Origin of the sequence: Cnuella takakiae, assembly GCF_001953305.1 — a bacterium.
Lineage (GTDB): Bacteria > Bacteroidota > Bacteroidia > Chitinophagales > Chitinophagaceae > Flavisolibacter > Flavisolibacter takakiae.
Genome location: NZ_MTFE01000010.1, coordinates 551,447 through 571,285, shown reverse-complemented (window position 1 = coordinate 571,285; position 19,839 = coordinate 551,447). Strand labels below are relative to the sequence as shown.

Genomic DNA, 19,839 nt, shown 5'->3' with positions numbered 1-19,839 from the left:
TTTTTTTATTGATTTATGATCGATGTATTTAGGGGGATGATAGAACAGAATCAGGAAGAGAGAAAAACCGTTGAAACGGTTTTAGGTATTTGCGCGCATGTTGCTATCCCACGGTTGAAACCGTGGGCTAAGAACAGTCATCAAAAAGCAAAATAATTACCAGCAGCAGCTTGTGCCTCGTAGTCTGTGGTCCGTCGACCATGGACAATAGTCCATGGTCCATCGCCTTCTCCGGAATACCGTAACATTGCCGCTTAATTCCACTTCATGCAACAACAAATAGCACAACTGGCACTGGTGGTAAGGGACTATGATGAAGCCATTGATTTTTATACCAGCAAACTGAAGTTTGATCTGTTGGAAGACACCCCCATGTCGGAAACAAAACGCTGGGTGCGCATTGCGCCCAAAGGCAGTAATGGCTGTGGCCTGCTGCTGGCCAAAGCAGCCAACGAAGAACAGGCTTCAAGAGTAGGCAACCAAACCGGTGGCCGTGTGTTCTTGTTCCTGCACACCGATGACCTGGAGCGTGATTACCAAAACCTGCTGGCACACAACATCACCATTGTGCGCCCGCCATCGGTTGAAGACTTTGGCAAGGTGCTGGTATTTGCAGACCTCTATGGTAACCTTTGGGATTTGATTGAGCCGGTTGGTGCGGTTGCTGGTTAATAGCTGCAAGCTGTTAGCTACAAGCTTCAAGTAACTGGCAGCCGCAATTGATACAAGGCCATTGATATGCCGGTCAGGTGTAGTTGTTTGCCTGGCAATATAGCCCACGGTTTCAACCGTGGGTTAAAGGAAATTACGATGCTTTAAACCGTTTCAACGGTTTCCGGCACGCTGTTATCGGGGTGTAGAACTCCGGGTAGCGACTCGCCCCTTTTTATTACATTCAAACAAATCAATACTATGATACCAAAAATTGCACTCATCACCGGCGGCAGCCGCGGACTGGGTAAGGATATGGCACTGGCAATGGCACGTAAGGGAATGGATGTGGTGATTACCTACAACACTTCGCCGGAAGGTGCCCAACAGGCGATAAAGGAAGTAGAACAATTTGGCGGCAAGGCCGCAGCGCTGCAGTTTGATGCAGGCAATATTGCCGGTATCGACGATTTTCTGCACCGGCTTGAAGAACTGTTGCAACGCACCTGGAAAGTAAAAACCTTCGACTTCCTGGTAAACAATGCGGGCCATGGCGGCACTGTTCCCATTGCCGAGATGACCGAAGAGGTGTTCGACAGCTTTGTAAATGTGCATTTCAAGGGCGTTTATTTCCTTACCCAAAAAGCGCTGGCAATCATAAATGACGGCGGCTGCGTGGTCAACATCTCTACCGGTACTACCCGGTTTTGTGTGCATGGCTATTCGGTGTACTCTTCCATGAAGTCGGCCATTGAAACATTTACCAAATACGTGGCTAAAGAATACGGCAACCGCGGCATCCGTTGCAACGTGGTGGCACCCGGTCCTATAGAAACGGACTTCAACAATGCAGCCATCCGCAACAACCCGCAGATGAAAGGCTTTCTGGCAAACATGAGCCCGCTGGGCCGCGTAGGTGCTGCCGACGATATTGGCAGCGTGGTGGCCTTCCTTTGTTCCGAAGATGCCAAATGGATCAACGGCCAAAGGCTTGAAGTGTCGGGTGGTATCAACCTGTAAAAAATTGCCGTTTCAGATTGCAATAATCAATGCCGGGTGGTTACTGTCACCCGGCATTTTTATTTGGGTAAAGCCAAACTTCATCTATCCTTAATGATGCCGTAACAATGCGGTTACACTTCGCTTTTACTTATGCTGCAAAATTGCTGCATGCACAAAAGATACCTGCTTCCCTTTTGCCTCGCCGCTGCCCTCACCGCCTGTAAAAAAGATGATGTAAAAGACAACAGCCCAAAGGAAAATGCCGCCACCTTCCGCGAAATTGGCAGCATTGATATTGGTGATGCCGGCGCTGCCGAAATAGCTGCCTACGATCCCAAAACACAACGCCTTTTTGTGGTAAACAATGGCGTGGAAAACAAGATCGATGTACTGGATTTCAAAAACCCCGCAGCACCGGTGGTCATTGCCAGCATCAGCATGTACCCGGTAGGTGGGTTGGTAAACAGCCTGGATGTGGACAACGGCATACTGGCTGCTGCCGTAGAGTCGGTAAACAAACAGGCACCCGGAAAAGTAGCCCTGTACAACACCTCGGATTACAGCCTGATCAAAACCATCGAAGTAGGCGCCCTGCCCGATATGATCACCTATAGCCCCGATGGTAAGTATATCCTCACCGCCAACGAAGGCGAGCCCTCTTCCGATTATACCAATGACCCCGAAGGCACTGTTTCCCTTATCTCGGTAAAAGACAATTACGCCGTTACCACCATTCGCTTTGATGCTTTTGCTGGGCAACAGTCCGACCTGGTGGCAAAGGGCCTGCGCATGTTTGGTCCCGGCAGCAGTTTTACACAGGACCTGGAACCCGAGTACATCACCGTTTCCGACGATAGCCGCACGGCATGGGTGACCCTGCAGGAAAACAATGCCATTGCCCGCATCGACTTGCAGGCCAAAGCAGTTACAGCCATCATGCCGCTTGGCTTCAAAAGCTACGACAGTGATGCCAGTGCTGTAAACCTGAGCGATAAGGATAACAAGGACCTCACCCTCAGCCGCCAGAAAGTTTTTGGCATGTACCAGCCCGATGCCATCGGCTATTACACCGTGGATGGCCAGCACTTGTTGTTCACGGCCAACGAAGGCGATGCCCGTGAGTATGATGCATTTAAAGAAGTAAAAAGGGTAAAGGACATCCTGCTGGATGGTACTGCATTTCCGGATGCTGCCTTGAAAACAGATGCAGGGCTCGGCCGCCTCAACATCACCACCACTTTGGGCGATACCGATAAAGACGGTGACTTTGATGCACTCTACTCCCTGGGTGCCCGCAGCTTCAGTGTGTGGAATGGTACCACAGGCGTACAGGTGTACGACAGTGGCAACGACCTGGACCAGCGTGCCATTGCCGCCGGCGTATACGATGATGAACGCAGTGATGATAAAAGCGTGGAACCTGAAGGCCTCACCGTTGGTACGGTGGGCAAGGAGCCCGTTGTATTTGTAGGTATGGAACGTGCCGATGCTGTAGGTGTGTACAGTATATCCAATCCGTATGCACCCCGTTTTCTCACCTTGCTCAAAACCGGCGATGCACCGGAGGGTGTGCTCTTTATTGATGCCAAAGATAGTCCAACCAAAAAGAGCCTGCTGGTGGTAAGCAGCGAAGGCGATGGGGTGGTAAAAGTGTATAGCCCGGAATAGAGCAGCCGATAGTTGTAGCGTAACAAGTAAAGCAATGTCTGATCAACAAAAAGTCCCTGCTGTGGCGGGGGCTTTTTGTTGTTAGCTACACAGGTCACCATCAGAACATGCCAGAAAGCCGGATTAAAAAGGGAACGCAAAGGCAACAGTGAAAAGTCAAGATAGGGCTGCTCCTGTTGCAATTTCCTTTTGCTTTTTTCACTTGATAACGACGCTTCATTGCGACAATTTGAAAAGGATTTGGCAACTTAAAACCATATGGCTGAGCAGGTGCACCGCCCTTTTCCGTAACCTTGCGCATGCAATCTCCGCTTCCTTTACTTGTGTTTGACCTGGATGGTGTGCTGGTAGACAGCGAGCCCATTTCCGACCGGCTGTTCAACGAAAGCTTGATCAATGATGGCTTTGCCATTGACGCCGCATTCAGTGCCCGCTATTTTACCGGCCGCTCCCTCCGCGACTGCCTGGTAACTTTACAGGAGCATTTTGGGCGTGTGCCTACCAACGAAGTGCTCAACGCATACACCGCACGTATTGAAGACGCGCTCCGCGTGGAATTAAAACCAGTCGCATTTGTGCCCGAAGCGCTGGCCCAAATGCCGCACCGCAAGGTGGTGGCCTCCGGCTCGGAGCTGCGCCGCATTGAGCTGTCGCTGGAGGTTACTGGCCTGCGTTCCCATTTCGAACAGATCACTTCTTCCTACGAAGTAGCTAAAGGCAAACCAGAGCCCGATGTGTTTTTAAAAGCAGCCGAAAAAGCGGAATACGAACCTGCCAATTGCATCGTGATAGAAGATACCATCTTTGGTGTGCTTGCCGGTGTGGCTGCAGGCATGCAGGTGCTTTGTTACCAGCCCAACCCCGCACATGTCTATGATGTGCCCGAAGGAGTGGTGGTATTTCAAAGCATGGCGCAACTACCCGACCTGGTGTCGGAAGCAGGCTTCCGTATTTCGCCGGTGACGGGGAGCTGGTGAGGAGTGAAGGGTGATTGGTGAGTAGTGAGTAGTGATTGGTGATTTGGTATTAGGTATTGGGGAAAGCCACCGAAATCCTATATCCGAGATCGTACATCCCACATCCTACCACCGGTATCCCACCGACACGGTGCCCCAGTTTTCCTTTGCCAGCATGGTGGTAGCTTCTTTCGATTTGTGGGCATAGGCCAGCAGTACCGTCCAGCATTTGGGGGCATATACCATACCCAGCCGCTGCTGGTAAACCATACGTTCCGGCCTGGTGGTGAAATATTGTTTGCAGCGTTGACCCATGGTGCCCTGCAAGGTGGCATTATACCATTGAGCAATGGCTTGGGGTTCGTAAAAAAGGAACCATTCCCGCAGGGCTTTGTTACTGGCCGCACCCACCCGGCTGTCGTGCAGGGCGGATGTGCCTACCTTGTTGGTTTTACCCACACAAAGCTGCAACCCCGAACAGCCCTGAACCTGCAAGCTGCCGGCAGCAGCCTGTGCAAAGCTGTTGAGGCGCATACCAAAGGCTTTACTGCCAAGATGTACCACCGGCTGTACCATGCTTCCTTCCAAGTTGGCACCTACGCCGGTCTTCAGTTGTTTTTGCCAGCCATAGGGATATTTAAGTCCCCAGGTGCGGTGGTGCCAGCGTTGCACTTCCTTGCCAAAAGCTTTTTCACCAACTACACCAGCTGTCATTCCCCACTGCATTAGGCGGCTGCCCTTCATTTGCGTACGCAGTGCCCGCAGGTACAGCAGCCCTGTAAAAGGGCGGTCAAGGGTTTTACGGTACTCGGTATTGAAGGTATAAGGCGTAAAGATTTTCTGACCTGCTTCAATCGTAATGCTGCCCTTTTGCGCTTCTCGGAAACCGCCGGCCTGTGTGTATCGCAGAAAGATGCCGTTGGAGTAGTAACGGTCGGTATAGGTAAGTGTGTAATTGTCGTTCTCGTTGGTGAGCACAAACTGGTGGCGGGAGCCTTGCTGTGCAAAGCATAGGTGCACCTGAAGGCAAAGGGCCAGCAGGCACGCGAGGCGGTGTTGCATAGGATAACTAGGATTCGGAAATCCAAGTTATCACTTTGCTGATGAGTTCGGGTTCAAAACCACGCTGTAAAAGGAAGTCCTGCGTTTTCTTTTTGCGCACTAAGTATTGTTCCCCGCGCAGGGATGCGTATTTATCCTCAGCCAGTTTTTTGAGGGTGTGTTCGTACGCCTCTTCGTCGAGGCTTTTCATGGCTTTTTTGATGCTGTAGTCACTCACCCTTTTTTCCTTTAGCCCGTACAGAATCTTGCGGCGACCCCAGCTTTTCATACGAAACTTGCCGCCGGCATACTGGATGGCAAAACGTTCTTCGTTGAGGTAGTCGTCTTCAATCAGCGATGCAATGATTTCATCGTGGTCGGCACGACGCACACCAAGGTCCCACAGTTTTTGCTGTACCTCAAAATGACTGCGCTCCTGATAGGCGCAGTACTGCCGCAGCTTTTGCAGGGCTTGTTCTTTGGTGAGAAATTTTTTGTCCATACACAACCCCCTCCCCCTAGAGGGGGAACTTAGGTCAATCTTTCCTTTCCCATTTGGAATGGCTAAAGGCCATACGGTTTATAAATGGTTAAAAATGAACAGCATTTTATGTTTTATTTGCTGCCGTCAGGGTTTCAAAAATAAAACGAAAACCCTACAACCTAAGTTCCCCTCCAGGGGACAGGGGTGTTACTCCTCCAGCAATTCCTGGCAGCCAAACTGTTTTTCCAACAGTTGGTCGTAGTAATCTGCTTTTTGAAACAGCTGGCGAAACATATCGGTTCCATTGCTTTTGTTCATGTCCATATCGTACATAAGGCAAGAGAGCACAATGTTCTGTTTGGTGCAGCTAAGCACCAGCCCATCGAGGTTATGGTTTTCTGAAAGCAGGAACTGGTACAGTGGTCTTATCTGCGTGGTATCGGTGGGCAACTGGCACAGGTAGGCATCGCCGGTAACAAAATAATTTTCGGGGTTGTAGTTGATCTTGATCTTGGCGGCGCCTTCTTTTACGCTCCAGTTGTTATTGCCATCGCGGGCCAGTTTTACATCTTTACCCAACTCGGTCAGAATTTCCTCTACTGTTTTGGGCACTCCCACCGGTTTGCGTTCCTTCTCGGGTGGTATGGGCAACTTTACCTCCGACCCGCAAAAGGGGCAGTACTTGGTAGCGTCGATATTGGAAGGCAGCACCAGGTAGTTGCACGATGGGCAGCGGGTAGAGGCCTGCCCGTAATGGCTGTTGTACAACTCAAAAGCTTCGCGCAGGTAGCTTACCGGCAGGGCAAAGCCCAAGTTGTCGCCGCCACGGATGATAAAGGAGTTGACACCAATGATCTCGCCCTGCTTGTTTACCAGCGGGCCACCCGAATTGCCGGGGTTGATGGCCGCATCTATTTGTATGTATTTCACACCATCGCGCACCCGGTCCACCTTGGAGATCACACCCTGCGTGGCGGTATAGTTCAGGCCATAAGGGTGACCGATCGCCACCACTACCTCGCCGTCATGCAGCGAAGTGTACTCGCCCAGCTTCACCTCGGCAAGTGCCACATCTTCGGGTGGCTGCAAAAAGGCCAGGTCGTGTTTTTTGTCGGTATACCATACCCTTGCCAGCCGCTTTTCAAACAGGCGGCCCGCAATGGTTACTTCCGCATTTTGTCCCACCACGTGTTCATTGGTGGCAATGAGGTTGAATTCCTTCACGTAAAAGCCCGTACCGGTGCTGGTTTGCGTGGCAATCTGTATGATGGCGGGACGGAAGAGTTCGATGATTTGTTGCGTCGTCAAAACCGGTGATTTGCAGGATTTTTAAAGGATTAATAGGAAGCCGAGGTAGGAGGCAGCCTATTAATTTTCAAAGTTTCAAATGCAAGATGTAAGCCAATGAGTTAAGGCTAAGGCTTTAAAAGCAAACCTTTATTTTGTTTTGGGCACCAGTTTGTTATTGTAAAGCCTCCTTACTTGCAAACCCGGTGCACCGAAGTTCAACAGTAATCCAATTTCTAAACGATGCGTTTCAAGGTTGTTGATGGCTTGCGCTAAACCAGCATTGGTTATATCGGTATGTACTTTGGTTTCTATGGATATGGCTTCTGCAACAAAAAAGTCAATTCTTCTTCGTCCAACTATCTGATCGCTGAAATAAATGGGCATATCAGCTTCAGCTTTGAAAGACAAACCAGCTTTTTCCATTTCTATTGCCTAGCAACGCTGATAAACAACCTCTCTGTGCCCGTTTTTCATTACTGAATGTACGCGCATTGCGCAGCCAATAATTAGCTCCGTAATACTTGCGTACTTTAGTTGGTCCTTCATCTCCTTAAAATAAAAAAGGCGAAGGGTAACTGCAAGGCAATATTATTTGATTGTTGAATCGTTCAACAGTGCGATCATTTAAGCAGAATGAAGGATCTCAATACCTGACCTGAAGAGTCAAACACAGCGCAAATTCTTATTAATCCTTTAAAAATCCATCAAATCACCGGTTTGGGCTTTCCATATTCAATGATTCCACCTCATTGGTAAAGCTTTGATTGAAGGCCACGTTGCTGTCCCATTTCAGCCGGTCGGTGCGGAATTTCATTTCCGGGTATTTCTCCTGCCAGGCGTCCTGTATGCGGGTGAGTTCGGCGGTGATGGCTTCCTGGTCGTAGTTGCCGTCTTCCTTTGTGAAGTTTTGGGTAAAGCCAAGGTCACGGAAAAAGCCGGGATAGTTCACTTTCATAAACAACAGAAAGAACTCGGTGATGGGTTTGGGCAGGCTATAGCTGTACTGGCAATAGGCAAAACCATATTCCGAGATCAGGGCCGCAATTTTGTGCTGCTTGTTTTCTTTGTACCAGTTGATGTTTTGGTTGGCATTATAGATGGCGTCGCCAATGGTTTTGAAGCTTTGCGGCGACACGATGCTGAAGGTGTACTTGCTGCGAAACAGGTAAGGATAAAACTGCTCCTTGCTGCGGCCCTGCATCTTGGTGAAGCAGTCCATCATCTCGGCATTCTTTTCCGATATCCGCCGGTCGTCTTTGCGGAAATAGGTTTCCACGATTTTTTCCAGGTCCTGCAGCAGCTTGCCTTCGGGACGGATCAAAAAATCGATGCGGTACGCAAGCGCCAGCAGGCTATAGGCAATGCCGCCCGAAAACTTGTCGGCGTCCACATCTTCTATCAGGGTCAGGGTTTCGCGTATCCACTGCTGGAACCATTTGTATTTCACTTCCTTTTCTTCTTCGGCAATCAGCTCCACATGGGCTTTGTCGGCAGGCAGCAGGGTGGTAAAATCCTGCACCAGCAGGTCGTCCTGTTTGTCGGCGCGGGTGGCCATTTCCTTCAGGCCATAATAAAGCTTACTGGGACTGGCCGTTTCCAGGTCGGAGCCAAACTGCATGCATATCTGGTCGTTGAGCAGGGAAAAGCGGGAGTAGTAAAGTTTGAAATTCATTTCCAGCAGGCGCCGCATCACCGGTACCGATGGCTGGGGCATACGGGCCAGTGCCGTTTCGGCCACCAGCTTCTGGCTGTTGTAGCTGCCACGAATGATTTGTGAGCCCTGGTAGATTTCAAAGGTGCCGGTATCACCGTCTATATGGTGCACCACGTTACCTTCCTGCTCGTCGGTGAGATAGGTGAAAAAGGTACGCACACTTTCGAGGTGTTTTTTTTCCTTGAACAAAGTATCGGCTTCGTTCCACTTGGCCACTTTCTCCGGCGGCTTGTTGTTGTCGGAATAACGTCCGAATCGTATGGCAGGGGTTTGCTCGTCCAAATCCTTTGGTTTTGATCTTTTAAACAGCTTTTCCAGCATATCGTTCCTGTTTGGGCCCTGCAGCTATTGCCGCCCCGGCGATGGTGGTAAGGGTTAAGCATTCAAATTACGGGCCGGAGGGGAAATGGTTTTTAGTTTCTGGTTTTTTGTTTTACGTTTTGTTTTGGGGCTGAAGGCACCAAAAACCAAAAACCAAAAACAAGCAACTAATTATTCACCATCTGCCCACCTGCCCTTTTAAAGCAGTAAAAATCATTAGCTTCGCCCCTGCTGAAAAACCACAGCTTGCCGGTGGCGCCAGCCCCGCATCTAAACAGTTTATTTATGAAATTCATCGTTTCCTCATCACAGTTACTGAAGCAGTTGCAGAGCATTGCCGGGGTGATCAATGCCAATACGGTGCTGCCCATCCTGGAAGACTTTTTGTTTGAAGTGGAGGCCAGCAAGCTTACCGTGGTGGCTACCGACCTGGAGACCGTCATGCGGATTCAGATGGATGTGGAAGCCCGCGAAGCCGGCCGCGTTTGCATCCCCGCCAAGATCCTCATCGACTCGCTGAAAAATATCCCCGAGCAGCCGCTCACCTTTACCATCGATAAAAACTACGGTGTTGAAATTACTTCCGACAACGGTAAGTACAAGGTGATGGGCGAAAACCCGGACAACTTTCCCAAGGAACCTACCGCCGACGATACTACTTCGTTTACCCTGCCTTCTACGGCCCTGGTAACCGCTATCAACAAAACCCTTTTTGCGGTAAGCAACGACGACCTGCGTCCCGCCATGACCGGTGTGTTCTTCGACCTGAACGCCGAGTACATCCAGTTTGTGGCCACCGATGCCCACCGCCTGGTACGTTATAAGCGCACCGATGTGAGCTGCCCCCGTGCCGACTCTTTCATTGTGCCCAAAAAGCCGCTGAACCTCCTGAAATCGGCCCTGCCCGACAACGAGGACGAGCTGACCATTTCGTACAATCCCAACCACCTGTTTGTAAAACACGGCACCACCCAGATGAGCTGCCGCCTGATCGACGCCCGCTTCCCCGATTATAAAGTGGTGATCCCGGCCGACAATCCCTACAAGCTGGTACTGGACAAAAGTTCGTTCCAGAGCGCCCTGCGCCGGGTAAGTGTGTTTTCGAACAAGAGCACCAACCAGGTAGCCCTTAATATCAATGGTTCCGAGCTGGGACTGGCTGCCCAGGATGTTGACTTCTCCTTTGAAGGTAACGAGCGCATGCAGTGCCAGTACGACGGCGAAGACCTGACCATTGCCTTCAATGCCCGCTTTCTCATCGAAATGCTCAACGCTGCCGATGGCAACGAGGTGCGCATCGAGCTGAGCACACCCACCAAGGCCGGTATCCTGAAGCCCACCGACCAGGAACCCGAAGAAGACCTGCTGATGCTGGTGATGCCCCTGATGCTGAACCAATAACCGCAGATTTGTAGGATTGTAGCATGATTTGTATGATGGTTCCTGTTTGGAGCCGCTGATGATAGGAAAGCACTCCGGTAAGGGGTGCTTTCTTTTTTTGTTTGGAATAAAAAGGGAAAGAGGATGGTAAACTGGTGCAACGGTGCTTACCTGGTTATGGTTATTGCGCACCGGGATTTATTCATTTAAACCTGCAAGGATGTATACCGGAATATTGCGATCTGTACATTTGTACACCAGGTAAAATGAACTACTAAATAAACAAGAGGCCCCTGTGCGGTGGGGCTCCCTTCTCCTCCCGGGAGAGGGGTAGAGGGTGAGGTTATGGAATACATTCAACTGCGCACATTCAACAATTACATCGAGGCCAACATCGTGTTGACGATGCTGCAGGCGGCCAATATCAACTGCCACCTCCGCGACGAGCATACCCTCACCATCGACCCGTTGCTCAACCCCGCCCTGGGCGGTATGAAGCTGATGGTACACAGCACCCACGCCGAGCGTGCCTGGGAGTTGATGGATGAAGCCGAAGCCCGTTACCTGAAAAATTTTGCCTGCCCCGTTTGCCATGCCCATGCCCTCAAGGCCGTATCGGTGCATAAAGAATATAAGTGCCGACTGGGCGCCCTGGTGAGCAGCCTGCTCAGGGGGCAGTCGGTGGAGCTTACCAAAATTTACAAATGTGAACAGTGTGGGTACGACTTCAAAGAGTTGCCCCGCCATTGAACCAGGGCCTTTCCAACGTCCCATCACAGCAGTAGCAGTTTTTAAGTATTTTATTTTCCCGGTTTGCAAAATCTGCCAAATAGCCACTGGTTTATTGCCGTAAATTGATTCTTGCTTGTCTAAACTGCTGGCTTTATGATTGAATATTTCAACACCCTGGAACACAGGCCACTGGAAAGGTTGTCCTTTCTGGTAGCGGGCATGTTGCTGTTGTGGCTGCTGGAAGGGGCCATACCCCTGCTCAGCCTGCAGTATAAAAAGACCAGGTTGCGGCATGCGGGCGTCAACTTTTCCTTTACCATTATCCACCTCCTTATTCATACAGGTTTTGCCCTGTTCATTGTACTGCTGAGCGACTGGACCCTGGCCAACAATTTCGGACTGGTGCAATGGATGGGTGCCAATACCCTGGGCGCCATCCTTATTTCCTTCTTTGTACTTGACTTTTTCGGCGGCTGGCTGGTGCACCTGGTGCAGCACAAAACGGCGCCGCTCTGGCGTTTTCATGTGATTCACCACTCCGACAATAATGTAGATGTAACCACGGGCCTGCGGCACCATCCGTTTGAAAGCGTGTTGCGGGGCGTCTTCTTCCTGGCCGGTGTGCTGGTGGCCGGTGCGCCCATGTATGGCGTGATGATTTTCCAGACGGCCCTGGTGCTGGCTACCCAGTTTACCCATGCCAATATCAACCTGCCCCGAAGACTCGATCAGGTTTTAAGTTACTTCCTGGTATCGCCCAACATGCACAAGGTACACCACCATTGGATGCAGCCCTATACGGATAGTAACTATGGGGCTGTGCTCTCCATCTGGGACCGCCTTTTTGGTACCTATATGCAACTGGAACCCTCCGAAATCCGCTATGGCCTGGACCGGTATTATCCCAACGAGCAGGATGAGCAGTTAGGTCGGCTGATGCGGGCGCCTTTTACAATGAAGATGCAGCAGCCTGCAAATGTTTCCCGCAAAGGCGCACAAATGCAGAAGGATATTTCACGTAAAGACGCAGCGGAGCAAAGGCCGCAAAGGGAGGTGTTGTAAGAAGGACTTACCTGTTCATTGCAAGTGGGGTCGGTCTTCATTGTCAGTACGCTCACCTGAAATCGTTGCAGTAAAAACTGCATCTGCTCACCTCCTGTACCTCCTTAATCAAATCCTTATCGGTACCGGTTCATACAAATCATTCCAAATCATACAAATCTGCGGTTATTTTGCCGGTATGAAGAAAATCGCCATGATTCCCGCCCGCTATGCTGCCAGCCGCTTTCCGGCCAAGCTGATGCAACCCCTGGGTGGTAAAACCGTAATCGCGCAAACCTACCTGGCTGCCGTGCGCAGTGGTCTTTTTGATGAAGTGGTGGTGGTGAGCGATACTGATATCATCCGCACCGAAATAGAGCAGTATGGCGGCCGCGTGATCATGAGCCTGGGCCAGCATGAAAGCGGTACCGACCGCATTGCCGAAGCCGCCGCCGACCTGGATGTGGATGTGATTGTAAACGTGCAGGGCGATACCCCCTTTGTAACCACGGAGCAACTGCGCCTGCTGCTGGAGCAGTTCAACGACCCCGCTGTGCAGGTAGCTTCCCTCATGCAGGTGCTTCGTGACGAAGCCATGATCACCAACCCCAATTGTGTAAAAGTGTGCGTGGATAAAAACAACAACTCGCTGTTTTTCAGCCGTAGCGTTATCCCATATCCCCGTGCTACCGATATTGCTATTACCCACCACAAGCACATCGGGGTATATGCCTTCCGCAAAAAAGCCCTGATGGAGTTTACCACCTGGCCGATGTCGCCACTGGAGGCCGCAGAAAAGATCGAGTGCCTGCGCTTCCTGGAAAACGGCGTGCAGCTGCGTATGGTGCTTACCGATTATGTGGGTGTGGAAATAGATACACCGGAGGACCTGGAGAAGGCTGCGAAGCTTTTACCCTGAACAGGTGCTGCACTTAGTGTTGGGAGCTTCTTGACTCCCAACTGCTTCCAAAAGAATCCATATCAACTATAACCGCATCTTTGCCCGGACCCAACTGGGCTTTTTTATGCAGATACAACGCCTTACAACCTCCAGCAAGCACCTGGTAACAGACCTCTTCAACCAATATCGTGTTTTCTATAAGCAGCCTTCTGATCCCGTGCTGGCTGATGCCTATATCTCCAACCGTTTGCAGTACGGCGAGTCGGTGATCTTTGTGGCGCTCAACGATGCAGGGGAACCGGTAGGCTTTACCCAGCTGTATTCCACCTGGTCATCGGTAAGAGCGGTGAAAAACTGGATCCTCAACGATCTGTATGTGACCGCTGCTGCCCGCAGGCTGGGAGCAGGCCGTAAGCTTATTGATGCTGCCCTGGCATTTGCCCGTACCGAAGGCGCCGGTTATGTGCAGCTGGAAACTGCTGAAGACAACCACAATGCCCGCCGCCTGTACGAAACCATCGGATTTGTGCAGCAGGCCCCCGAAACAGAATACTTGGTTTACCGAATCAGTTTATAAACAAGTGTATGCCAGCGCAAATTTTCAGAAGGATGCATTGTATCTTATAAGCTTTGAAAAAACCAATGTCTCTTTCTCCAACCTACCGCGGTTCGCCTGCTTTTTACGCTCCCAATGCTGCTGCCTGGCGGCAGTGGCTGGAGGCAAACCACCAGGGCCTGCAGGGAGTATGGCTCATCATTTATAAAAAAGAAAGCGGCATCCCTTCGGTGTATTATCCCGAAGCGGTAGACGAGGCGCTTTGTTTTGGCTGGGTGGACAGCCTGGGCAACAAGCGGGATGAGCAGAGCTACTACCAGTATTTCTCGCCACGTAAACCCAAAAGCAATTGGAGTGGGGTAAATAAAGCAAAAGTGGAACGCCTGCTGGCGACGGGTAAAATGATGATGCCTGCGGGTATGGAAATGGTGGAGCTGGCTAAGCGCACCGGCACCTGGACGGCCCTCGAGGACGTAGAAAATGGCGTGGTGCCTGCCGATCTGGAAGCTGCATTGGCACTTCAACCGCAGGCCTTGGCGCATTGGCAGGCTTTTCCCCCATCGGCAAAGCGGGGTATTTTACAGTGGCTGTCTACCGCTAAGCAAGCTGCTACCCGGGAGCGCCGCATTGCAGAAATTGTAAACAAAGCGGTTGACAACCGCCGTGCATTTTTCGAATAGTTGGTCTGGCTACCATTAAATAGTGCGGTTTGCAGCTTCAAAATTTCACGTTCATCTATTCAAATGCCTTTTTCAACCCTGTTAATCTCCGTTTAATGAAAATTTTAGGCAAGAACTATTAAATGCCAAGACTAGGATTAATTTTAACCCCGGTACAACCATAGGTTGTAGACATATTTTTCTGGTAAATATGATTATGCCCAAACAGTTGTGTTCCTATATCAAACTGTTGCTGGCAATAGTGGTACTCTTCATGAGTGCCGGTATGCTGCTTCCCAACGACACCATTGGTGTGGTGGGTAAGTCTGTGGTACAAAAAGAGCAGGCTCCGCATTTTCTGCACCTGCTGGCGGAAGTAGGCGAGGAACTCTCCGAAGAGGACTCCGACGACTTCCACAAAATCTTCCTTTCTGCTGAAGGCGAAACTTTGCTCCCGCACCAGCCTTCCGTTCCTCCCCGGTCTTTATCTATTGCCACATATCCTGTTGCACCCCTTGCGCTCCATAAGGTAGCACGCCACCTAAGGTTGCGCGTTATACGCATCTGATACCATTATTGGGTCTGCTTTTGATGCAGACAATGCCGGTATCCATGGTACACCTGTACCTGCCCGGTTCGAACCTCGCTTCTACACTTTTTTCACCATTCATTTAAGGGTTTGCTTGCACCTCAGGTTGCGGCAGTGCTGTATGGCGCTGCATCCAGCAATTGCTGTGCAACCGGGCAGGCAGTGATTTCGGAATAAAGCTTTCGGCATCTGTTGTAGGAATTACCTCTACTTCCGTACAACAGCTTCTGAAATCCTTAACCGGTACCCCAAACCCTCCACCCTGCTTTACAGCTTATTCTTTTCCCATGAACCACAGGCCACCTGCTTTTGATGCCCACCACGTTGTGCATCAGCTCAAGCACTACCTGCCTGCGCAGGCACCGCTGAAGGATTTTGTGCACCACAACACCCTGCACAGCTTTCAGCACCTTCCCTTTGAAGAGGCCCTCCGCACGGCATCTGCAATTTTTGGTTACAAACTAACCCTCTCGCTCCAGGAGTACCGCAACCTGTACCAACAAGGCCGCATCCGCAAGGATGTGCTGCTCCAGGTAATTGCCGAACACAAGGGCAAGGCTGCCGCCGGCGACTACCGCAACCAGCTGCTCAATGGCGCCTTTACCCTGCCGGGGCTCCCCCGCATCGGCGCCCTGCGTTCGGGATGGAAAAAACACTACCAGGTAGACCTCGACTCGCTGGTACAGCCTACCCTGTTCCGCATCCTGTGCAGCTACCTCGACCAAGGCATTTCCATATGGAGCTTCCCGGTTACCGACCAGTCGTTTTTGGGTGCGCTCCGCGAAATGGAACGCAACAGCCTTACCTCTTTTTTCCGGAAAAGGCGGAGCCGGCAGTTGTTGCTGGACACCGAATGCACCATCGAAGACCTGCTGCAACTGCTTGTAGGGAAGGAAGACTATTACGAACACTATCTCTACGACCAGCAGTTTGCCCATCCCGGCTGGTCGGGAATGGTGTCGGCCATTGAAGACCAGCCCCAGACCCTGCTCGACCGCCGCAACATCTCGCTCCACGACCTGATTGTTTTTGAGCTGCTGCTGGAACTGGACGCACTGGATTACTACAATGGCAAGAATTGGGAGCCGCTGGCTTTTGTAGTTAAAGAAAAGCCGGAGGACCTGTTTGCTCCCGTGCCTGCTACGGAGCTGGACGAAGCCCTTGCCATCTGGCAGCAGGCTTTTGAGCGCAGCTATTACGACCAGGTGCTGGCGGGCCTGCAGCTGGAGCAAACAACGCCCCGCCGCATTGCGCACCACAGTTTCCAGGGCCTGTTCTGCATCGATGACCGCGAGTGTTCCTTCCGGCGCTACCTCGAAAACGAAGATCCTGCATGCGCCACCTTCGGCACGCCGGGCTTCTTTGGGGTTGAGTTCTTTTACCAACCCGGGGGCGGTAAGTTTTATACCAAGCTCTGCCCCGCGCCGGTTACACCCAGGTACCTGATCAAGGAAGTGGGCAGCAGGCAGCAGCGCGAAAAAGACCCCCATTTTACCAAGCACAGCCATCCGTTTCACAGCGGCTGGCTGATCAGCCAAACCCTGGGATTTTGGTCGGCGGTAAAACTGGCGCTGAACGTGTTTAAGCCCAGCACTTCGCCGGCAGCTACCTCCTCGTTCAAGCATATGGATCATGAGGCTACCCTCACTATCGAGAACAAGGATGTGAACGACCTCGAGAACGGATTGCAAATTGGTTTTACCGTACCTGAAATGGCCACCCGTGTGGAAGGCGTGCTCCGCAGCATCGGGCTGGTGCGCAATTTTGCCCCGCTGGTGTATGTGGTGGGCCACGGCGCCAGCAGCGTGAACAACCCGCATTTTGCCGCCTACGACTGTGGCGCCTGCTCGGGTCGTGCCGGTTCGGTAAATGCACGGGTGCTGTCGTATATGGCCAACCACCCTGCAGTGCGGGCCATTCTGCAGGAAAAGGGAATCGACATCCCGGAAAGCACCCGCTTTGTGGGCGCCCTCCACGATACCACGGTGGATGATATCCAGTTTTATGATATTCCCGCCCTGTCCGGAAGCCTGCAAAAGCTGCACTGGAAAAATGTAGCCACTTTTAAAACCGCATTGGACAACAATGCCAAGGAGCGTTCGCGCCGGCTGGAACTGATTGACAGTACCGCCACTGCCGAAGAGATACACAAACAGGTGCGCCGCCGTGCCGTTTCGCTTTTTGAACCCCGCCCCGAGCTCAACCACGCTACCAATGCGCTGTGTATCGTAGGCCGTCGCGAGCTGTCGAAAGGGCTTTTTCTCGACCGCCGCTCCTTCCTCAACTCGTACAATTACGCCATTGATCCCGATGGTACCTACCTCTTCAACATCCTGAAAGCGGCCGCACCGGTATGTGGCGGTATCAACCTGGAGTATTATTTCAGCCGGGTGGACAACCAAAAACTGGGTGCCGGTACCAAGCTGCCGCACAACGTGATGGGGCTGTTTGGCGTGGCCAACGGCATGGACGGCGACCTGCGCCCCGGACTGCCCAGCCAGATGATCGAAGTGCACGATCCTGTGCGCATCCTCTTTATCGTGGAGCATTTCCCCGATGTGGTGCTGCAGGTGATCAACCGGGCGCCGGAAACTTACGAGTGGTTTGGAAACGAATGGGTACACCTGGCGGTGGTACATCCCGAAACAGGAGCTATATCCCTGTTCCGTAAGGGCTGTTTTGAACCTTATCAACCCCTGTTGACAGAGCTACCGGCTGTAGCCGACCTGACACCCCTGCTGGAAACAGCTACTGAAAACTTCCCTGTTTACCTGTTAAAAACCCAATCGGCATGACCAACCTGCTTCCTTATTTTCTGCTGCTTCCGGGTGTGGGGTATATAGCCAGCCTGCTGGCACCCCGCCGGAGCGAAAAGACGGTGTCGGGCATTGCCTTTGCCACCGTGGGCAGCCAGCTGCTGCTGGCACTGGCTTTCACCGCCCTTTGGCTGGTAAATGGCGCTACGGCCATCGACCAAAAAGAGGTGGTGCTGTACCAAACGCCCCATTATTCCTTTTTTATCGACCTGAGCTTTGATAAAGTGACGGCCGTTTACCTGCTGGTAGGTTCCATACTTACTTTCCTGGTAACGGTGTACAGCCGCATTTACCTACACCGCGAGGAAGGCTACAAAAGGTTTTACAACCTGCTGCAGTTTTTCTTCCTGGGTTATGTGCTCACCATTTTTGCGGGCAACCTCGAAACCCTTTTTGTGGGTTGGGAGGTACTGGGTCTTACTTCCTTTTTGCTGATCGCTTTTTACCGCACCCGCTACCTGCCGGTGAAAAATGCTGTAAAGGTGTTTTCGATATACCGCATTGGTGATGTGGGGCTGATCCTCGCGATGTGGCTGGCCCACCATGTGTGGCACCACAATATCCGCTTCTCGGAGTTGGCTGGTCCCCTGTTTCAAACCCTGCCCGAAGGGCTACACCCCGGTGCACTGCCTTTTATCGGCTTTGCCATCCTGGTGGCTGCAGCGGCCAAATCGGCACAGCTGCCCTTCAGCAGCTGGCTGCCCCGCGCTATGGAAGGACCCACGCCTTCGAGTGCCATCTTCTATGGCTCCCTGTCGGTGCACATCGGCGTATTCCTGTTGCTGCGTACCTATCCTTTGTGGCATGAGGAAACATCGGTGCGGATTGCCATTGCTGCAGTGGGACTGTTGAGTGCTTTCCTTGCTTCGGGTATCGGCCGGGTGCAAAGCAGCATCAAAAGCCAGGTGGCTTATGCCTCGCTGGCACAGATCGGGCTCATCTTCGTGGAAGTAGCCCTGGGCTGGCATACGCTGGCGCTGGTGCACTTTGCGGGCAATGCCTTTTTGCGCACCTACCAGTTGCTGGTATCGCCTTCGGTAGTAAGCTACCTGATCCGCGAACAGTTCTATGAATTTGAACCGGCAAAAAAGACGGTGGAAAGCTGGCTGCCCAAAAAGCTTCAGTACACCCTGTACATGCTATCGGTAAAAGAGTGGAACCTCGATAATATGCTGTACCGCTACCTGTGGAACCCCCTGAAATGGGCCGGCCGCAGGCTAGATTTCCTAAGTATAAACCGGGCACTGGTACTGTTTACACCGGTGTACCTGCTGGGCATGGTTGGCTTGTTCAACGAAAACCTGATGCCGGGCAACCTGGTAGCTGTACTGCCAATCGTGTTTTCCATTGTCGGACTGGTGCTGGTACTGAAAGCCTTCACCGAACGGCACCGCGCCATTATGAGCTGGGTATTTGTACTGCTCAACCACCTCTGTGTGGCCCTAGCCATCGCCTTCAACGAGCATGTGGGCGCCTGGGAAATCACCCTGTATTTGGCGGGGATTTTTCTGGCTGCCGCCATCGGCTTTTTGTGCCTGCGCCGCCTCCGCAATTTTGAAGGCGGCATCAACCTGAACCGATTCCATGGCCACGGTTATGAGCACCCGAAGATCGCTGCCGTGTTCCTGCTGGCCTGCCTGGGCATGGCCGGCTTTCCCATCACGCCCACATTCATTGGCGAGGACCTGGTGTTTACGCATATCCACGAAGACCAGCCCGCACTTGCCCTCTTCACTGCCCTCAGCCTCATCATCGATGGCCTGGCCATCATCCGCATCTATGCCCGCCTGTTTATGGGGCCGCATGTAAAGTCGGTGTATGATATGGGGTATAGGAGTAGTTAGGGGAATAGTGAATAGTGATTGGTGAATGGTGATTGGGTATTAGGTATTGGGTATTTGGAATTAGCAATACCTAATACCCAATACCAAAATTTTCTAAAAACAAACAACAACGCATAACAATGAAATCTTCGAACAACACACTTCCAAAAGACGGCCTGGCCGGCCTGAAAGAAAACTGGCTGACAGACGCTACC

General features: G+C 51.8%; 18 protein-coding genes. 13 read left to right on the top strand and 5 right to left on the bottom strand.

The window, feature by feature from the left end; genetic code table 11:
- Positions 1 to 267 precede the first annotated feature (267 nt).
- The 4 genes from BUE76_RS02860 (at position 268) to BUE76_RS02845 (ending at position 4,298) form a co-directional block, all read left to right on the top strand.
- Complete coding sequence (locus BUE76_RS02860; protein ID WP_073045222.1) at positions 268 to 672, top strand: VOC family protein; 405 nt, start codon at positions 268 to 270, stop codon at positions 670 to 672.
- Between the two features lie 240 nt (positions 673 to 912).
- On the top strand, positions 913 to 1,671 hold the full coding sequence (locus tag BUE76_RS02855) for an SDR family NAD(P)-dependent oxidoreductase (protein ID WP_073045220.1): 759 nt from the start codon (positions 913 to 915) through the stop codon (positions 1,669 to 1,671).
- 150 nt (positions 1,672 to 1,821) lie between these two features.
- Positions 1,822 to 3,321 carry a choice-of-anchor I family protein gene (locus BUE76_RS02850; RefSeq protein WP_073045219.1) on the top strand — a complete coding sequence of 500 codons (1,500 nt, stop codon included), beginning with the start codon at positions 1,822 to 1,824 and terminating at the stop codon, positions 3,319 to 3,321.
- Between the two features lie 299 nt (positions 3,322 to 3,620).
- Positions 3,621 to 4,298, top strand: a complete 678-nt coding sequence (locus BUE76_RS02845; RefSeq protein ID WP_073045217.1) for an HAD family hydrolase — start codon at positions 3,621 to 3,623, stop codon at positions 4,296 to 4,298.
- A 105-nt stretch (positions 4,299 to 4,403) separates the two neighbouring features.
- Here BUE76_RS02845 and BUE76_RS02840 read toward each other — a convergent pair whose 3' ends face one another.
- From BUE76_RS02840 to BUE76_RS02820, 5 genes are all read right to left on the bottom strand, one after another.
- Complete coding sequence (locus BUE76_RS02840) at positions 4,404 to 5,339, bottom strand: lipid A-modifier LpxR family protein (protein WP_073045215.1); 936 nt, start codon at positions 5,337 to 5,339, stop codon at positions 4,404 to 4,406.
- A 7-nt stretch (positions 5,340 to 5,346) separates the two neighbouring features.
- A complete protein-coding gene (locus tag BUE76_RS02835) occupies positions 5,347 to 5,820 on the bottom strand; it encodes a regulatory protein RecX (RefSeq protein ID WP_073045214.1) in 474 nt (157 codons plus the stop codon).
- A gap of 189 nt (positions 5,821 to 6,009) precedes the next feature.
- Positions 6,010 to 7,110, bottom strand: a complete 1,101-nt coding sequence (locus BUE76_RS02830; protein ID WP_073045212.1) for a trypsin-like peptidase domain-containing protein — start codon at positions 7,108 to 7,110, stop codon at positions 6,010 to 6,012.
- A gap of 129 nt (positions 7,111 to 7,239) precedes the next feature.
- Positions 7,240 to 7,515 carry a GxxExxY protein gene (locus tag BUE76_RS02825; RefSeq protein WP_216820613.1) on the bottom strand — a complete coding sequence of 92 codons (276 nt, stop codon included), beginning with the start codon at positions 7,513 to 7,515 and terminating at the stop codon, positions 7,240 to 7,242.
- Positions 7,516 to 7,801: 286 nt separating this feature from the next.
- Positions 7,802 to 9,088: a YbjN domain-containing protein gene (locus tag BUE76_RS02820; RefSeq protein ID WP_245798387.1), complete on the bottom strand. Its 1,287-nt coding sequence runs from the start codon at positions 9,086 to 9,088 to the stop codon at positions 7,802 to 7,804.
- Positions 9,089 to 9,412: 324 nt separating this feature from the next.
- Between BUE76_RS02820 and dnaN the strand changes: the two genes are divergently transcribed.
- From dnaN to BUE76_RS02775, 9 genes are all read left to right on the top strand, one after another.
- Positions 9,413 to 10,528: a DNA polymerase III subunit beta gene (gene dnaN / locus BUE76_RS02815; RefSeq protein WP_073045209.1), complete on the top strand. Its 1,116-nt coding sequence runs from the start codon at positions 9,413 to 9,415 to the stop codon at positions 10,526 to 10,528.
- A gap of 324 nt (positions 10,529 to 10,852) precedes the next feature.
- Positions 10,853 to 11,257 carry a putative signal transducing protein gene (locus BUE76_RS02810; protein WP_073045207.1) on the top strand — a complete coding sequence of 135 codons (405 nt, stop codon included), beginning with the start codon at positions 10,853 to 10,855 and terminating at the stop codon, positions 11,255 to 11,257.
- A gap of 135 nt (positions 11,258 to 11,392) precedes the next feature.
- Complete coding sequence (locus BUE76_RS02805; RefSeq protein ID WP_073045205.1) at positions 11,393 to 12,301, top strand: sterol desaturase family protein; 909 nt, start codon at positions 11,393 to 11,395, stop codon at positions 12,299 to 12,301.
- A gap of 178 nt (positions 12,302 to 12,479) precedes the next feature.
- Positions 12,480 to 13,199: a 3-deoxy-manno-octulosonate cytidylyltransferase gene (kdsB, locus tag BUE76_RS02800; protein ID WP_073045203.1), complete on the top strand. Its 720-nt coding sequence runs from the start codon at positions 12,480 to 12,482 to the stop codon at positions 13,197 to 13,199.
- Between the two features lie 106 nt (positions 13,200 to 13,305).
- Entirely contained in the window at positions 13,306 to 13,758 is a 453-nt protein-coding gene (locus BUE76_RS02795; RefSeq protein ID WP_073045202.1) for a GNAT family N-acetyltransferase, read from the top strand.
- 65 nt (positions 13,759 to 13,823) lie between these two features.
- Positions 13,824 to 14,417 (top strand): YdeI/OmpD-associated family protein, encoded by a 594-nt coding sequence (locus BUE76_RS02790; RefSeq protein WP_073045200.1) that lies wholly within the window; start codon positions 13,824 to 13,826, stop codon positions 14,415 to 14,417.
- Between the two features lie 196 nt (positions 14,418 to 14,613).
- A complete protein-coding gene (locus BUE76_RS02785) occupies positions 14,614 to 14,964 on the top strand; it encodes a hypothetical protein (protein WP_143157375.1) in 351 nt (116 codons plus the stop codon).
- Between the two features lie 308 nt (positions 14,965 to 15,272).
- Positions 15,273 to 17,780 carry a YbcC family protein gene (locus BUE76_RS02780; RefSeq protein WP_073045197.1) on the top strand — a complete coding sequence of 836 codons (2,508 nt, stop codon included), beginning with the start codon at positions 15,273 to 15,275 and terminating at the stop codon, positions 17,778 to 17,780.
- Positions 17,777 to 19,645: a proton-conducting transporter transmembrane domain-containing protein gene (locus tag BUE76_RS02775; protein ID WP_073045195.1), complete on the top strand. Its 1,869-nt coding sequence runs from the start codon at positions 17,777 to 17,779 to the stop codon at positions 19,643 to 19,645. The genes BUE76_RS02780 and BUE76_RS02775 overlap by 4 nt, the downstream gene beginning before the upstream one ends.
- The last annotated feature ends 194 nt before the right edge of the window (positions 19,646 to 19,839 follow it).

What these genes read in the sequence shown, in the direction of transcription:
- BUE76_RS02860 (WP_073045222.1), top strand. Translation starts at nt 268, where the DNA reads ATGCAACAACAAATAGCACAACTGGCACTGGTGGTAAGGGACTATGAT.
- BUE76_RS02855 (WP_073045220.1), top strand. Translation starts at nt 913, where the DNA reads ATGATACCAAAAATTGCACTCATCACCGGCGGCAGCCGCGGACTGGGT.
- BUE76_RS02850 (WP_073045219.1), top strand. Translation starts at nt 1,822, where the DNA reads ATGCACAAAAGATACCTGCTTCCCTTTTGCCTCGCCGCTGCCCTCACC.
- BUE76_RS02845 (WP_073045217.1), top strand. Translation starts at nt 3,621, where the DNA reads ATGCAATCTCCGCTTCCTTTACTTGTGTTTGACCTGGATGGTGTGCTG.
- BUE76_RS02840 (WP_073045215.1), bottom strand. Translation starts at nt 5,339, where the DNA reads ATGCAACACCGCCTCGCGTGCCTGCTGGCCCTTTGCCTTCAGGTGCAC.
- BUE76_RS02835 (WP_073045214.1), bottom strand. Translation starts at nt 5,820, where the DNA reads ATGGACAAAAAATTTCTCACCAAAGAACAAGCCCTGCAAAAGCTGCGG.
- BUE76_RS02825 (WP_216820613.1), bottom strand. Translation starts at nt 7,515, where the DNA reads ATGGAAAAAGCTGGTTTGTCTTTCAAAGCTGAAGCTGATATGCCCATT.
- dnaN (WP_073045209.1), top strand. Translation starts at nt 9,413, where the DNA reads ATGAAATTCATCGTTTCCTCATCACAGTTACTGAAGCAGTTGCAGAGC.
- BUE76_RS02810 (WP_073045207.1), top strand. Translation starts at nt 10,853, where the DNA reads ATGGAATACATTCAACTGCGCACATTCAACAATTACATCGAGGCCAAC.
- BUE76_RS02805 (WP_073045205.1), top strand. Translation starts at nt 11,393, where the DNA reads ATGATTGAATATTTCAACACCCTGGAACACAGGCCACTGGAAAGGTTG.
- kdsB (WP_073045203.1), top strand. Translation starts at nt 12,480, where the DNA reads ATGAAGAAAATCGCCATGATTCCCGCCCGCTATGCTGCCAGCCGCTTT.
- BUE76_RS02795 (WP_073045202.1), top strand. Translation starts at nt 13,306, where the DNA reads ATGCAGATACAACGCCTTACAACCTCCAGCAAGCACCTGGTAACAGAC.
- BUE76_RS02790 (WP_073045200.1), top strand. Translation starts at nt 13,824, where the DNA reads ATGTCTCTTTCTCCAACCTACCGCGGTTCGCCTGCTTTTTACGCTCCC.
- BUE76_RS02785 (WP_143157375.1), top strand. Translation starts at nt 14,614, where the DNA reads ATGCCCAAACAGTTGTGTTCCTATATCAAACTGTTGCTGGCAATAGTG.
- BUE76_RS02780 (WP_073045197.1), top strand. Translation starts at nt 15,273, where the DNA reads ATGAACCACAGGCCACCTGCTTTTGATGCCCACCACGTTGTGCATCAG.
- BUE76_RS02775 (WP_073045195.1), top strand. Translation starts at nt 17,777, where the DNA reads ATGACCAACCTGCTTCCTTATTTTCTGCTGCTTCCGGGTGTGGGGTAT.